The organism is Achromobacter sp. UMC46, from assembly GCF_014170335.1.
In the GTDB taxonomy this organism is placed as follows: Bacteria; Pseudomonadota; Gammaproteobacteria; order Burkholderiales; family Burkholderiaceae_B; genus Achromobacter.
In genome coordinates this window covers 110,928-123,289 of the sequence record NZ_LZZS01000026.1, presented here as the reverse complement: position 1 = coordinate 123,289, position 12,362 = coordinate 110,928, and the positions used below count along the sequence as shown (strand labels likewise).

Sequence of the window (12,362 nt, the reverse complement as noted above, 5' to 3'; positions counted from 1 at the left end):
CGGCTGCTCCCGCATCTCACCGACATCACGCCAACCTTCGCCGCCTCTTCCTATGCCCATCGACGACCTTGCCGCCGCGCTTTCCGCCCCGATCGCCACGCCCGACGATCTGGATCCCCTGGAGCAATTCTTCAATCGCCCCGAGGTCGGCGCGTTCTACGCCTGCGCGCAAGATCCGGCCCACACCGCGGACTGCCTTCAGGCCTGCGCCGATCTGCTCCCCCGGCTTCACCCCAACCGGGCCTCGGCCCTGGCGCTGATGTGCGGTTCGCTGGTGGAAGACGATGCGGATCCCGTCATCCTGTTCCCGACCCTGCAATCGCTGTTGCGCCAATGGCTGCAGACCCTGCGCCCCTATTGCGCGCTGGAAGTGGAAGACGACGATGAAGAGGTCGAAGAGGCCGACCGGCAGGCCTGGGCCGACGCGCAAGCGGCGTTGGCGGCCGTGCCGGAAGACCGGCGCTGGGAGGTCGAAGCGCTGCATCAGGCTGTGGACGTGCTGGTCTTGCCCATGATGACGATGCTGATGCGCGATCAAGGCAACCATCACGCGTTTGTCTCCGACGCCGGGCTGATGGCCCTGCTGCACCCGATGGCCACGAACAACGACAGCCTGCCTTTCGAGCAGCTGCATTATTTGTGGATGGCCGCGCAAGTCAGCTACGAGGACGAGCTGGTCGTGGTGATGCCCGCGTCCCGGTCGGGTTTCGTGGCGCGGGCGCACGCCATCAACAACACCTTCCACGCGTTCACGCTGCTGCAGATCATCATTGGCGAACATGCCGGGGTGCTGGGCGTCAAGCGGGAGGTCGCGCCGCGCCAGCCCGAGATGGAGCGGGATACCGCCGACTTCCAGTGGCTGCAGATCGGCGCGTACGCCGACGGCGCCCTGGTCCAGCCGATGCTGTGGGCCTGGGGCGAAGCGGCGCTGCGCCACAACATGGAAAAGCACGGCAAGTGTGTGCTGGTCGCGCTTGAGACGGAAGAGGGCACGCAGCGCAACTGGTCGGGATTCAACGGCATCATCCATGACGCGCAGCAGCCGTCCATGACCTTCACGCGCTACCTGACGGCCGAAGAAGTGGCGTCGTATCTGGCCTGACCAGCCTCAGGCCACGGGCAGCTGGTTCGTCACGCAGTGGATGCCGCCGCCGCCCGAGGCGATGGCATCGATGTCGATTTGCACGATCTTGCGGCCGGAATATAGCCGCGCCAGCAAGTCGCGCGCCTTCCGGTCCGCGTCCTGGTCGCCGAACTCCGGCGCGATGACCGCGCCGTTGATGACGAAGTAATTGATGTAGCCGGCCGCGAAATCGTCGTTGCCGTCCAGGAACTTGCTGCGGCGCGGGTGTAGCGGCGGGCTCATCGTGTGGATTTCCAGCGCGTTGCCGTCGGCGTCGGTCGCGCGGCGCAGGATGTCCAGATGCTTGCGCGTCAGGGCGTAGTCGTAGGAATCCGGATCCATGTCCAGGTTGGCGACGACGACGCCGGGACGCGCGAAGCGGGCGTAGAAGTCCACGTGGGCGTCGGTGATGTCGCGGCCCTTGATGCCGGGCAGCCAGATGATCTTGCGCAGGCCCAGGCAGCGCTTCAGTTCGTCTTCGACCTCTGCCTTGGCCCACTCGGGGTTGCGGTTGGGATTGATCCAGCTGCTCTCCGTCATGATGCCCGTGCCGCGGCCGTCGACCTCGATGCCGCCGCCTTCGCCGATGAGGTCGCTTTGCATGTATTCGGCGTCGGCCAGTTCCACGGTTTCGGCGGCGATCCCGGCATCGGCGGCATGGCGCTGCTTGCCGCCCCAGCCATTGAAATTGAAGTCCACGCCGGCGGTGCCGCCCTGTCCGTTCAGCACGAAGTTGGCGCCGATGTCGCGCATCCAGATGTCGTCCAGGCCGGTTTCCACGTACGTGATGTTGGCCGTGCCGCAATGGCGCTGCGCCTGCCGCAGTTCACCCGCGCGGCAGAACACGGTGACGGGTTGAAAGCCGGCGATGGCGCGGGCGATGCGGCCCAGCGCAGCCTGGACGTCGGCGGTGAAGTCATCCCAGATGGCGTCCTGGGCGCCGAATGCGATGAAGGCGCGCGCTTGAGGCGCGCTTTCGTCGGGCATGCGCCAGGCGGGTCCGGATGCGGCTTTGGCGGCGGGCGCCAGCAGGCCCAGACCGAGCGCGGCGGCGGCGCGGGCGCCGATAAGCAGAGAGGTTTGTTGGATGAGTCGACGACGGGAGGGCACAGGGGGCTCCTGGAATCCGGATTGCATTGATAAATATCGGTTATGTGAAAAGGAAGGCGTGCACACCTCTTGAAAAGCAGTGTATTGCTGGATAAAAGCCCCGGACAAGCGATATATTCAGTGGAATTATGATTAGTAGAACTTATTGATATGCTTAAACAATGGCCGCCGTTGAATGGGCTGCGCGGTTTCGAGGCGGCCGCCCGGCTGGGCAGTTTCCATAAGGCCGCCGACGAACTGCATCTGACGCAGTCGGCGATCAGCCAGCAGGTCCGTAGTCTGGAGGAACTGTTGGGCCAGCCCTTGTTCTTCCGGCAGGGGCGCACGGTCTCGTTGACCGATGCCGGCTGGGACCTGCTTGCGACGACGCAGGCGATGCTGCAGCAATTGGCCGCCGGCATCCGCAGGCTGGACCAGTACCGCAAGCCCGACCAATTGATCGTGAACACCACCCCGGCGTTTTCACGCCATTGGCTGCTGCCCAGGTTGAACGCGTTTCGCCAGCGGCATCCGCAAGCGGACTTGTGGCTGTACACCAGCGACGCCGCGCCGGATATGGCCAAGCAGACGGTGGACGTGGCGATTCGCGATGATCTGGGCCCGCAGGCGGATTGCGCCTTCCGGGTGCTGGTCGAAGACCGGCTGTACCCCGCGTGCCACCCCAGCCTGCTCGCAGGCGCCGCCGGCCCGCCTGCCACGCTGCATGGCGAGCGGGAGATGGACTGGAGCCATTGGGAAACGCAGGGCGGGGCCAATGTGGGCCAGCGCGGGCAGGGCATGAATTTCTCTGACGCCGGCCAGTTGCTGGATGCGGCGCGCGAGGGCCTGGGCATGGCGTTGGTCAGTGGGTTGCTGGCTGCGCGCTGGCACCAGGACGGTTCTCTTCGCGCGCTCTCGGCGCAGACGGTGCAAGGGCCGAAATGGACTTGGCTGGTCCACCGCGACAGTCAGGACGACCCGTTGACGCGCGCGTTTTGCGAGTGGCTGCGCCAGGAGCTGGAGGCGGCGCCCTAGCGGCCGATGCGCAGGCGCCACCCGTTGCGCCTGGTGCGCAGGCCATGGTCGCTTTGCACCAGGAAGGGGCGGAACGGGCGGTGAGCGTTCACTGCCGTCGCGACGGGGATCTCGCCCCGGACAGTGGGGCGAAGCGCGGGTGCGTTACCACTTGCCCTGATTCTGCGACTGCGCAGGCATTTGCGACGCGGCAGGCCTGACCGTATCCACATACTTCCGGTAGCTGGCGACATATTCCGGGCTATTGATGTCGGGGGTGTTGTCGCTGTTCCAGTTTCTTTCCACGCCCGAGTTCTTCCAGGCGGCCAGATCGCGCATGACGTCGTCGCGGCTGAGCGTGATGTTGGGTTCGGGCGCGGCGGTCGTGGGGGCGACGGCCTGTTGCGCGGCGGCGGCGCCGGACAGCAGGGCGCTTGCCGCCAGCGCGACGGAGGCGAGGGCGCGGAACGAGAGGGCAGTCTTCATGAGGAGCTCCTTGATGACGACAGTGATCGCGGCGTTGGATCCCGGTGTTCTCGCGGGCATGCGGAAATGCAGGCTTGGGCAAGAGCAGCCGCGTGACCGGAGGGTCCCTCCTCCCTTGGCTTCGGCCTCATGGTAGGGCCGCATGGGGGGAAGCCGCATACTCAATATTGGGTACGCCGGATGCGCCGCGGGGGTGTCGTCCGATTACAGCAAGGATGCCAGCCGCACGAGCTCCGACTGGCGATGGCATTCCATTTTGCTGAGTAGCGAGGCCACTTGCTTGCGCACGGTGAGGACCGACGCCTGGCGCAGCGTTGCCACTTCTTCCACGCTGTGGCCGGCCGCAAGACCCGCCAGCACGGCGGCTTCGGCGTGGGTGATGGAGAACACGGATCTCAGCCGGGTCGCATCCGGCATGGAGAAGGCGCTATTGCGGCGCATGCGCACCAGGATCATGCGTTCGCCTTGCGGGTTCAACGTGTCAGGGGCCGGGCCGATATCCATCCAGAAGACTTCCCCCCAACTGGCCGTGGTGGCCAGGGCCCGCATTTTCCGGTCGCGCGCCACGGCGACGCAATAGGCGTCGAACAGGCGCTGGACCTTGGGATCCGCATGGCGCAGCCTGCCATTGCGCGTCGACCAGCCATGGCCGTCGTCCAGATAGCGCCGAGCCAGCGCGGACATCTTTTCGACGATGGCCCCCTTGCCCACGAGCAGGACGGCCTCGCCGAATCCCGAGTAGGCGCTGTCGATCGATTGCCAGCCGATGGACACGGCTGGGTGGCGTTGGAGCCGCCCGCCGCGCCGGGTGGCATCTTCGGCGTCGGCCACGCTGCGGGCCTTGGGGGGAATGCCGCGCCATGGCGGGGAGGCATCCGCGACGGGATGCGCCGCATCGAACGATGTCCGCAAAGCGATCTGATGCTCGGCCATGGCATGCCTCCAACGATCGTGGTCGGCAAGCCGGCCCGGAAAGAAATTATGCGCGTGAAATGGCGGTCCGGGAGAAAATCCATCGCTTCTGGGCGGACGCAGCCGAGTCCTGGTGCCGTAGTACCGGGATATTTCCACCAGGGCGCGTCAGGGCCGGGTGCCGAAGGCGGGCACCGTCAGGGCGCCTGGATGGCGGCCCGCCACACGTCCAGGAAGTGCCGCTTTTTCAACGGATCCAGATACACCAGCAGCCCCACGCCCAACGCCATGGGCCGCACGCCCGCCGCCGGGATGACCGAGGCGTTGACCGGGCGCATGCCGGACTGCCGGGCCAGCATCTCCTGGCCGCGGGGCGACAGCAGATAGTCCAGCAAGAGGGCGCCCAGATCGCCGCGCGGCGCCTGTTTCGGGATGATCGCCGAGCGCGACAGCATCAGCGTGTAGTCCTGCGGGTAGATGATCGCCAGCGGCGCGCCTTGGTCGATCCGGTGCCGGGTGTAGGACTCCAGCAAGTTGTACGCCAGCGTGATGTCGCCGCGCGCAAGCTTGTCCAGGGCGTCCTCGGTGGACTCGTGGACGGACACGCCATTGCGGCCGAAGGCGGCCAGCAAGGCGCCGGCCATGCTGTCCAGCCGCGTGTCTTGCGTGGCGGCCAGGTAGCCGATGCCGCTGCCGTCCACGTCGTAGGTCGATATGCGGTCCGCCAGTGGCCGGTCGGGCGCCTGCAGCAGTGACAGCAGTTCGCGGCGGGTGTGCGGCACCCGCGCGGCGGCGAGCCGGCGCGTGTTGTAGACCATGACGATCGGGTCAGTGCCGATGCTGAAGACCTCGTCGCGCCAGTTGGCCCAGGCGGGCAGCGCGCGGGTTTCCGGCGACACGTGCATCTGCGCATGGCCATCGTTGACCAGCTTGGTCTGCAAGTCCATGGCGCTGCTGATGACCAGGTCGGGGCCGCGCTTGGCGGCAGGCTGCGCCGCGCGTTCGAGGGTGTCGCGATAGAGCTGCTGCGTGGACAGCTCGGTGTATTCCAGCCGGATGCCGGGGTTCAGTTCGCTGAAGTCCTCCAGTACGCCGCGAAACACCTGCACGCTGTTGGAGGCATGCAGGATCAGCACGTTCTTGCTGTCCGCCGGGCCCAGCGTCAACCCGCTCCCGTTGACCTCGGCGGCGTGCCCCGGCGCGGCGAACGGCGTGGCACACAGCACGGCGGCCATCGCGCCGATCACGCGGATCCAGGACAGGGCGCTACGCATCATGAGGGGCCGCCGGCAAGGTGATGACCGCATCCAGGCCGCCGCCCACGCGGTTGCTCAGGTTGAGCTTGCCCTGATGGACATCGACGACGCGCTTGATGATGGACAGCCCCAGGCCGGCCCCGGGCGCGCGCGGATTGGGGCCGCGGGCGAAGCGCTCGAACGCGGTGTTGGCCAGCGCTGGCGGAATGCCCGGCCCCAGGTCCGATACCGCGATGCGCCAGTCGCCGCCGTCGGCGTCCAGCCGGATGTCGATGTGGCCGTCGTTGTTGGCGCCGTGGCGCAGGGCGTTGTCGATCAGGTTCTTGAAGGCTTCGCGCAGCATCAGGCTGTCGCCAAGCACGACGGGCGGCCGGGTGGTGGCGGCATCGGGCAGATGCAGCCGGACATCCGGCTGGGGATCGGCTTGCGGCACGGTGTCATGGACGGCCTGGCTCAGCAGGTCGGCCACGTTGACGGGTTGGAACTGCTTGACGTTGCTGCGGTGGATGACGCTGGCGTCGCTAAGCAGTTGATTGACCAGGCGCGACAGTTTTTCGGCATTGCGCAGCACGGCCGCGAGGCTGCGGCGCTGCTCGGCCGGGTCTTCTTCGTCCAGCGCCACCTCCATCTGCGCGTGCAGTGCGGCCAGCGGCGTGCGCAGCTGATGCGCAGCCTCGGCGATGAAGAGGCGCAGCGTGTCCAGGTTGTCGGCCAGGCGCGCCATGAAACCATCCAGCGAATGCACCAGCGTGTCCAGCTCTTCGGGCACGGGCGCGGCGATCGGGTGCAGGTCGGAGGCGTTGCGGGCGGCCAGTTCGCGTTCAATGCGCTGGATGGGGGACAGCGACCGTTGCAGGCCCCAGTACGCCAAGGCCAGCGCCGCGGCCGTGAAGCCGATCAGGGCCAGCGTGCCCTGCCAAAGGATGTTTTCCGCCAATGCGTTGCGGGCCTCGCGTGTTTGCGCGACCTGGATGACGGCCGATTCGGCGTTGCGGGGGCCGGCGATCTTGCGCTCCATCCAGGCGATGCGCACGGGCTCGCCCTGATAGGCCGCGGTGTACAGCTGGGGCGAATCGCCGGCGCCATCAGTGTCTGCGCGGCCTGGCAGGGACGGCAGGTCGGCATAGCCCGAGATCAGCACGCCGCCGCCGGTGGATACCCGGTAGAACACGCGGTCGCGCGGCGCCTGCTCCAGCAGGGCCAGCGCCGCGTAGGGCATGTCCATCTGCCATTCGCCCTGGACCAGTTGCAGGCTGTCGGCCATGGAAAGCACCGAGGCGCGCAGCAACTGGTCGTAAGTGGTGTCGGCGGTCTGATGCGCGTAGCCGCGCACCAGCAGGTACAGCGCGCCCAAGCCGACGGCGAACAGCGTCATCAGCATGGCCAGCAGGCGGCGGCGGACGGAGATGCGGCCGTGCGGCACGGGTCAGGCCCGGGGCGGGGGGGGAGCGATGCTGTCGGCGTCGTCGGTGGACGTCAGCAGATATCCGGTGCCGCGCTGCGTTTCGATGCGCAATGGCGACCCTTCCAGCTTGCGGCGCAGGCGGGCGATATAGACCTCGATGGCGTTGGGGGCGGCGTCGTCGTCGAACGCGAACAGCTTGTTGGCGATTTCCGATTTGCTGACGGCGCGGTTCATGCCGGCCAGCAGGATCTCCAGCAGGCTGTACTCGCGCTTGGGCAGGTCGATGCGCTGGCCGGCCAGCGTGACCTGGCGCGCGGCGCTGTCGATGGTCAGGTCGCCGAAGCGCTGCACGCCGGCCGCCTGGGCGATCGGCCGGCGCAGCAAGGCGCGGCAGCGGGCTTCCAGCTCGCGGAAGTCGAAGGGCTTGGCCAGGTAGTCGTCGGCCCCGGTATCCAGCGCATGGACGCGGTCTTCGATGTCGATGCGGGCGGTCAGGGCCAGCACGGGCGTCTTGCTGCCCCGGTCGCGCAGGCGATGCAGGATATCGAACCCCGACATGCGGGGCAGCCCGATGTCCAGGATGACCAGGTCGAAGGTCTCGTACTGCAGGACGCCGTCGGCGCTGAGGCCGTCGTTCTGCAGGTCCACGGCATGGCCGAGACGGCGCAGCCGGCGGACGATGGCGTCGGCCAGATCCTCGTCGTCTTCGATTACCAGGATGCGCATCGGCTGATTGTAAAGCCCTGGGCCCCCTCGGGTTTCCACGGGCATGCTTACAAGAAAACGACAGGTTCCAGACAGCTTTTATTTCTAGTCTTCGGCACCTGCTTCCCCCGCCGGAGGCAGCGCCACACATAACAACGACTAGTCGGAGATATCCCTCATGCTTCTGACCCTGCTTGGCTTCGGCATGGTGATCACGTTCATGACGCTGATCATGACCAAGCGGCTGTCGCCGTTGGTTGCCCTGATCCTCGTCCCCATTATCTTTGCCCTGCTGGGCGGCTTTGGCGCCGGCATCGACAAGATGATGCTGGACGGCATCCGCAAGATCGCGCCCACGGGCGTGATGCTGATGTTCGCCATCCTGTATTTCGGGGTGATGATCGACGCCGGCCTGTTCGACCCCATCGTGGGCCGCATCCTGCGCGCGGTGAAGGGCGATCCGCTGAAAATCGTCGTCGGCACGACCGTGCTGGCGCTCGTGATCTCCCTGGACGGCGACGGCTCCACGACCTACATGATCGTGGTGGCCTCGATGCTGCCGCTCTACCGCCGCCTGAAGATGAACGCGCTGTCCATGACCTGCCTGGCGATGCTGGCCAGCGGCGTCATGAACCTGACGCCGTGGGGCGGCCCCACGGCGCGCGCCGCCAGCGCCCTGCACGTGGACGCGGGGGACATCTTCGTGCCCCTGGTGCCGGTCATGGGCGTGGCCATTGTCTCGATCCTGGTTCTGGCGTTCTTCCTGGGCCTGCGCGAGCGCCGCCGCCTGGGCGTGCTGTCGCTGCCGGACGGCGCGTCGCTGCATGCCGGCTACGACGAAGACGGCCCCAAGAACCTGCCCGAGATCGAAGTCGACCACGACCTGCGCCGCCCCAAGCTGTTGTGGGTGAACGCGGGGTTGACGCTGGCGCTGATGGTCAGCCTGGTGATGGGCGTCCTGCCGCTGCCGGTGCTGTTCATGATCGCCTTCGCGGTGGCCCTGATCATCAACTATCCGAACCTGGCCGAACAGCGCCGACGCGTCGCGCAGCACGCGGGCAACGTGCTGTCGGTGGTGTCGCTGATCTTCGCCGCGGGCATCTTCACCGGCATCCTGTCGGGCACGGGCATGGTGGAAGCCATGTCGCGCAGCCTGCTTGCCGTGATTCCGGACGCGATGGGCCCGTACCTGGCTGGCATCACCGCGCTGGTCAGCCTGCCGTTCACGTTTTTCATGTCGAACGACGCCTTCTACTTCGGGGTGCTGCCCATCCTGAGCGAAGCGGCGCAGGGCTACGGGATTTCGCCCGTCGAGATGGCGCGCGCGTCGCTCATCGGCCAGCCGGTGCATTTGCTGAGCCCCCTGGTGCCGTCGACGTATCTGCTGGTCGGCCTGGCGGGCGTGGAATTCGGCGACCACCAGCGCTATGCGCTGAAGTGGGCCACGATGGTCTGCATGGTGATGCTTGCGGCCGCGCTGGCGTTCGGCCTGTTCCCGCTGGTCGGGGTGGTCGGCTGATCCGCGGCGCCTGCCGCACTTTCATAAAGGAACGTTCATGGCTTTGCGCATTGCTTACGTCACCAGCGGAATGGGCCATACGGGCACCGCGATCTGCCACGCGCTGCATCATGCCGGACACCGCGTGGTGGCCGGTTGCGGCCCGCGCTCGTCGCGCCGCGACACGTGGCTGAAGGAACAGAAGTCCCTGGGCTACGACTTCGTCGCGTCGGAAGGCGATGCGACGGACTGGGCGTCGACCGAGGCGGCGTTCGCGAAGGTCCGCCGCGAAGTCGGCGAGATCGACGTGCTGGTCAACAACGCCGGTTCGATGCTGGACATGCGCTTTCGCCAGATGGCCTACGCGGACTGGTCGGCCGTGCTGCGCAGCAATCTGGACACGTTGTTCAACAGCACCAAGCAGGTGGTCGACAGCATGGCCGACCGCGGCTGGGGCCGCATCATCAACATCGGATCGGTCGCGGCGGAAAAAGGCCAGATCGGCCAGATCAACTACGCCACGGCCAAGGGCGCGGTGATCGGTTTCACGCGGTCGCTGGCGCAGGAGGTGGCGGCGCGCGGCGTGACGGTGAACCTGGTGTCGCCGGGCTTCATCGCCGACGATACCGTCAAGGCCTTCCCGCCCGCGCTGCTGGACCGCATCATCGAAAGCGTGCCGGTGGGGCGGCTGGGCACGGCCCGCGACCTCGCCGGGCTGTGCGCCTGGCTGGCGTCCGACGACGCGGCATTCGTGACGGGCGCCAACTACGCCATCAACGGCGGCGTGTACATGAGCTGACGGCCGGCGCCTGGTGCGCGCGGCTTTTCAGGAAGTCCGGGATGGAGGCGGCGGATCGCTTGCAGTCCGCCAGCCACTCCACGCGCCACTCGGTGATCCGCGCTTCGGTGTGATGCTCGAAGACGCCCGGCGTCGGTTCGTTGATGGACTCGAACTGCCGGACCAGCACCAGCGGCTGCTCCGCGCCCGGCGTCTCGTTCGAGCATTCCGCCGCATCTTCGAAGGTGGCGAAGGCGTAGTAATAGTCGTCGCCGTCGTGCAAGTCCTCGCCGCCCGCATGCGGGTGCACCCACACGCGGTACTCCAATACGTCGTCATAGAAATAACCGCCGCCGGACTTGGTCAGGGCGGGGTACTCGCCGACCTGATCGGGATCGATGGCGATGGGGTGGGCGGAAGCGGCGGAAGTCGTCATTGGAGTAGCAACGCGGTAGCGATAAACGCGCCGGAGGATTGGCTAATGGGGCGCGATTATAATGGGGTCTATACGTCAAACTGCACGCCGCCGTCCCACAGCCATTCGCGCGCTGTCTGGTCGCGCTGCCGGCGATGCCCGCGCGGGCGGCTTAGCGCCCCAGCTTCATCGACACGTCCGTGTGCGTGCCGCGGTCCAGGTCGGCGCCAATGGGCTGATCCCAATCGGTCAGGTTCAGCAGTTCCTTGTTGATTTCGCCGGCCTCGATGCGGCGGGCGATGTCGTCCAGCAGCAGGGTGCGCGTGGCGAAGCCCTTGCCTTGCAGATCACGGGGGTAAAGCCGGTATGCCAGGTCGGGTTCGGCGCCTTTCATGATGCCGAGATCCAGAATGCGGCCTTGCTCGTTGCGCATCAGCAGATGCCCGGGGCGGGCGTAGATGCGGTAGATGCGCCACGGCGATGAGATGGCCGCGTGATCGCGATGGGAGTCGCGCTTGGGTTCAGCGCCGCCGCCGCGCGGTGGCGGAGAAGCGGGGGGAAGCAGTTTCACGCAGGCATTGGCGAATTTGGCGATCGACCTTCTGAAGGCGCTCACGCGTGTTCTGCAATCAGCGCGTGCGCCATCGTGAAAAGTGAGGTTCGAAGGGACTGCGGGGGGGTATTGCGGGGGGTGGGCAAGGCCATACTCCTGTATGGCGATACGGCGAGGCAACGCGCGTTCAAGCACCATACAGGCAGGATACGCGCTTTATCCCGCGCGCGTATGCGAAAGCCGCGCCAGTTATGCAATAAGCAAACAACGGGCGTGGCATGTGCACCCGGTTGCGCGCTTTTACGGTGAATTAACGGCTAAATGCCACCAGAATGACTATTTGGTGGTAATCGGAAACGCCGATTGACTTTAACGACCCCTGGACCCATAGTGGACTTGAAGCTTTTCGAGCATCGCGATTTTCGTCCGGTCTTGCACCCCTTGGGGGCGCTTCATTGTTCGCAGTCCTTTCCTTGACAGGCTCATCTTCGCGGGCGGTGCCCGCATTTAAAGGAAAGAGATTATGGAAACCGGAATCGTCAAATGGTTCAACGATGCCAAAGGATTCGGCTTCATCATGCCCGAGAACGGCGGCAAGGATTTGTTTGCGCATTTCTCGGAAATCGTGAGCGAAGGGCATAAAGTCCTGCTGGAAAACCAGCGCGTCAGCTATGTCACCGCGCAGGGCGCGAAAGGCCCGCACGCCACGCAAATCCGCGCTTTGTGAATGAAGGCCCGCTGGGCCTTTTGATCAAATAGGGGGTTTCATGTTTCACAATAATATGGTCTACAAGGGCTATCGGCTTACCGCCAATGTTTCCCGGATTTCAGTCGGGGGCAGCGGTCGGCCCGCCTTCACCGCAACCGTTGCGGTGGAACTTGCGGCAGACCAGGACAAACTCAACGAACATCACGCCGTGCCGCTGTTCGCTTCGGGCGGATTCGTCTCCAGCCCGGGAATGGCGGTGGATGCAGCGATCAATCATGGCCGGCTCGTGGTTGACTCGCATGCCAGGCCAGCCTGATGCCTTGCCGCCTGACGCGGCGCGCATGCCGGACCGGGCCGCCCTGAATTCCACGGGCGGCCTTTTGTTTTTCAGCAGGGCAAATGAACAGCGCGAATTCATC

Annotated in this window: 14 protein-coding genes; 6 read left to right on the top strand and 8 right to left on the bottom strand. The window is 66.1% G+C overall.

Annotation, left to right across the window (positions count from 1 at the left end):
• Positions 1–52 precede the first annotated feature (52 nt).
• The gene (locus A9973_RS18880; RefSeq protein ID WP_183015234.1) at positions 53–1,102 is read left to right on the top strand and encodes a hypothetical protein; all 1,050 of its coding nucleotides are present in this window, start codon (positions 53–55) and stop codon (positions 1,100–1,102) included.
• 6 nt (positions 1,103–1,108) lie between these two features.
• Here A9973_RS18880 and A9973_RS18875 read toward each other — a convergent pair whose 3' ends face one another.
• Positions 1,109–2,233 carry an agmatine deiminase family protein gene (locus tag A9973_RS18875; RefSeq protein ID WP_183015233.1) on the bottom strand — a complete coding sequence of 375 codons (1,125 nt, stop codon included), beginning with the start codon at positions 2,231–2,233 and terminating at the stop codon, positions 1,109–1,111.
• A gap of 150 nt (positions 2,234–2,383) precedes the next feature.
• Here A9973_RS18875 and A9973_RS18870 point away from each other — a divergent pair, with 150 nt between their 5' ends.
• A complete protein-coding gene (locus A9973_RS18870) occupies positions 2,384–3,247 on the top strand; it encodes a LysR substrate-binding domain-containing protein (RefSeq protein WP_183015232.1) in 864 nt (287 codons plus the stop codon).
• A gap of 144 nt (positions 3,248–3,391) precedes the next feature.
• On the opposite strand, the gene A9973_RS18865 is transcribed toward A9973_RS18870, so the two are convergent.
• The 5 genes from A9973_RS18865 to A9973_RS18845 form a co-directional block, all read right to left on the bottom strand.
• Positions 3,392–3,712 (bottom strand): DUF4148 domain-containing protein, encoded by a 321-nt coding sequence (locus tag A9973_RS18865; protein WP_183015231.1) that lies wholly within the window; start codon positions 3,710–3,712, stop codon positions 3,392–3,394.
• A 204-nt stretch (positions 3,713–3,916) separates the two neighbouring features.
• Positions 3,917–4,645 carry a LuxR C-terminal-related transcriptional regulator gene (locus A9973_RS18860; RefSeq protein WP_183015230.1) on the bottom strand — a complete coding sequence of 243 codons (729 nt, stop codon included), beginning with the start codon at positions 4,643–4,645 and terminating at the stop codon, positions 3,917–3,919.
• A gap of 176 nt (positions 4,646–4,821) precedes the next feature.
• The gene (locus tag A9973_RS18855; protein WP_255469214.1) at positions 4,822–5,901 is read right to left on the bottom strand and encodes an ABC transporter substrate-binding protein; all 1,080 of its coding nucleotides are present in this window, start codon (positions 5,899–5,901) and stop codon (positions 4,822–4,824) included.
• A complete protein-coding gene (locus tag A9973_RS18850; RefSeq protein WP_370539505.1) occupies positions 5,891–7,303 on the bottom strand; it encodes a sensor histidine kinase N-terminal domain-containing protein in 1,413 nt (470 codons plus the stop codon). Before A9973_RS18850 ends, A9973_RS18855 begins: the two co-directional genes overlap by 11 nt.
• A 3-nt stretch (positions 7,304–7,306) precedes the next feature.
• Positions 7,307–8,011 carry a response regulator transcription factor gene (locus A9973_RS18845; RefSeq protein ID WP_183015229.1) on the bottom strand — a complete coding sequence of 235 codons (705 nt, stop codon included), beginning with the start codon at positions 8,009–8,011 and terminating at the stop codon, positions 7,307–7,309.
• A 157-nt stretch (positions 8,012–8,168) separates the two neighbouring features.
• On the opposite strand from A9973_RS18845, the gene A9973_RS18840 reads away from it, so the two are divergent.
• Entirely contained in the window at positions 8,169–9,509 is a 1,341-nt protein-coding gene (locus A9973_RS18840; protein ID WP_183015228.1) for a CitMHS family transporter, read from the top strand.
• A gap of 37 nt (positions 9,510–9,546) precedes the next feature.
• Complete coding sequence (locus A9973_RS18835; RefSeq protein ID WP_183015227.1) at positions 9,547–10,287, top strand: SDR family oxidoreductase; 741 nt, start codon at positions 9,547–9,549, stop codon at positions 10,285–10,287.
• Here the strand turns inward: A9973_RS18835 and A9973_RS18830 are convergent.
• Positions 10,262–10,702 carry a GCN5 family acetyltransferase gene (locus A9973_RS18830; protein WP_183015226.1) on the bottom strand — a complete coding sequence of 147 codons (441 nt, stop codon included), beginning with the start codon at positions 10,700–10,702 and terminating at the stop codon, positions 10,262–10,264. The two genes, A9973_RS18835 and A9973_RS18830, sit on opposite strands and share 26 nt — an antisense overlap.
• 151 nt (positions 10,703–10,853) lie before the next feature.
• The gene (locus A9973_RS18825; RefSeq protein ID WP_183015225.1) at positions 10,854–11,297 is read right to left on the bottom strand and encodes a hypothetical protein; all 444 of its coding nucleotides are present in this window, start codon (positions 11,295–11,297) and stop codon (positions 10,854–10,856) included.
• A gap of 460 nt (positions 11,298–11,757) precedes the next feature.
• Here A9973_RS18825 and A9973_RS18820 point away from each other — a divergent pair, with 460 nt between their 5' ends.
• Positions 11,758–11,961, top strand: coding sequence for a cold-shock protein (locus A9973_RS18820; RefSeq protein WP_105555199.1), 204 nt, complete (start codon positions 11,758–11,760; stop codon positions 11,959–11,961).
• Between the two features lie 40 nt (positions 11,962–12,001).
• Positions 12,002–12,259, top strand: a complete 258-nt coding sequence (locus A9973_RS18815; RefSeq protein WP_183015224.1) for a hypothetical protein — start codon at positions 12,002–12,004, stop codon at positions 12,257–12,259.
• Positions 12,260–12,362: the final 103 nt, after the last annotated feature.

Excerpts from the sequence above, each read along its gene's own strand:
- A9973_RS18880 (WP_183015234.1), top strand. The coding sequence starts at position 53 with ATGCCCATCGACGACCTTGCCGCCGCGCTTTCCGCCCCGATCGCCACG.
- A9973_RS18870 (WP_183015232.1), top strand. The coding sequence starts at position 2,384 with ATGCTTAAACAATGGCCGCCGTTGAATGGGCTGCGCGGTTTCGAGGCG.
- A9973_RS18865 (WP_183015231.1), bottom strand. The coding sequence starts at position 3,712 with ATGAAGACTGCCCTCTCGTTCCGCGCCCTCGCCTCCGTCGCGCTGGCG.
- A9973_RS18860 (WP_183015230.1), bottom strand. The coding sequence starts at position 4,645 with ATGGCCGAGCATCAGATCGCTTTGCGGACATCGTTCGATGCGGCGCAT.
- A9973_RS18855 (WP_255469214.1), bottom strand. The coding sequence starts at position 5,901 with ATGATGCGTAGCGCCCTGTCCTGGATCCGCGTGATCGGCGCGATGGCC.
- A9973_RS18845 (WP_183015229.1), bottom strand. The coding sequence starts at position 8,011 with ATGCGCATCCTGGTAATCGAAGACGACGAGGATCTGGCCGACGCCATC.
- A9973_RS18840 (WP_183015228.1), top strand. The coding sequence starts at position 8,169 with ATGCTTCTGACCCTGCTTGGCTTCGGCATGGTGATCACGTTCATGACG.
- A9973_RS18835 (WP_183015227.1), top strand. The coding sequence starts at position 9,547 with ATGGCTTTGCGCATTGCTTACGTCACCAGCGGAATGGGCCATACGGGC.
- A9973_RS18830 (WP_183015226.1), bottom strand. The coding sequence starts at position 10,702 with ATGACGACTTCCGCCGCTTCCGCCCACCCCATCGCCATCGATCCCGAT.
- A9973_RS18820 (WP_105555199.1), top strand. The coding sequence starts at position 11,758 with ATGGAAACCGGAATCGTCAAATGGTTCAACGATGCCAAAGGATTCGGC.
- A9973_RS18815 (WP_183015224.1), top strand. The coding sequence starts at position 12,002 with ATGTTTCACAATAATATGGTCTACAAGGGCTATCGGCTTACCGCCAAT.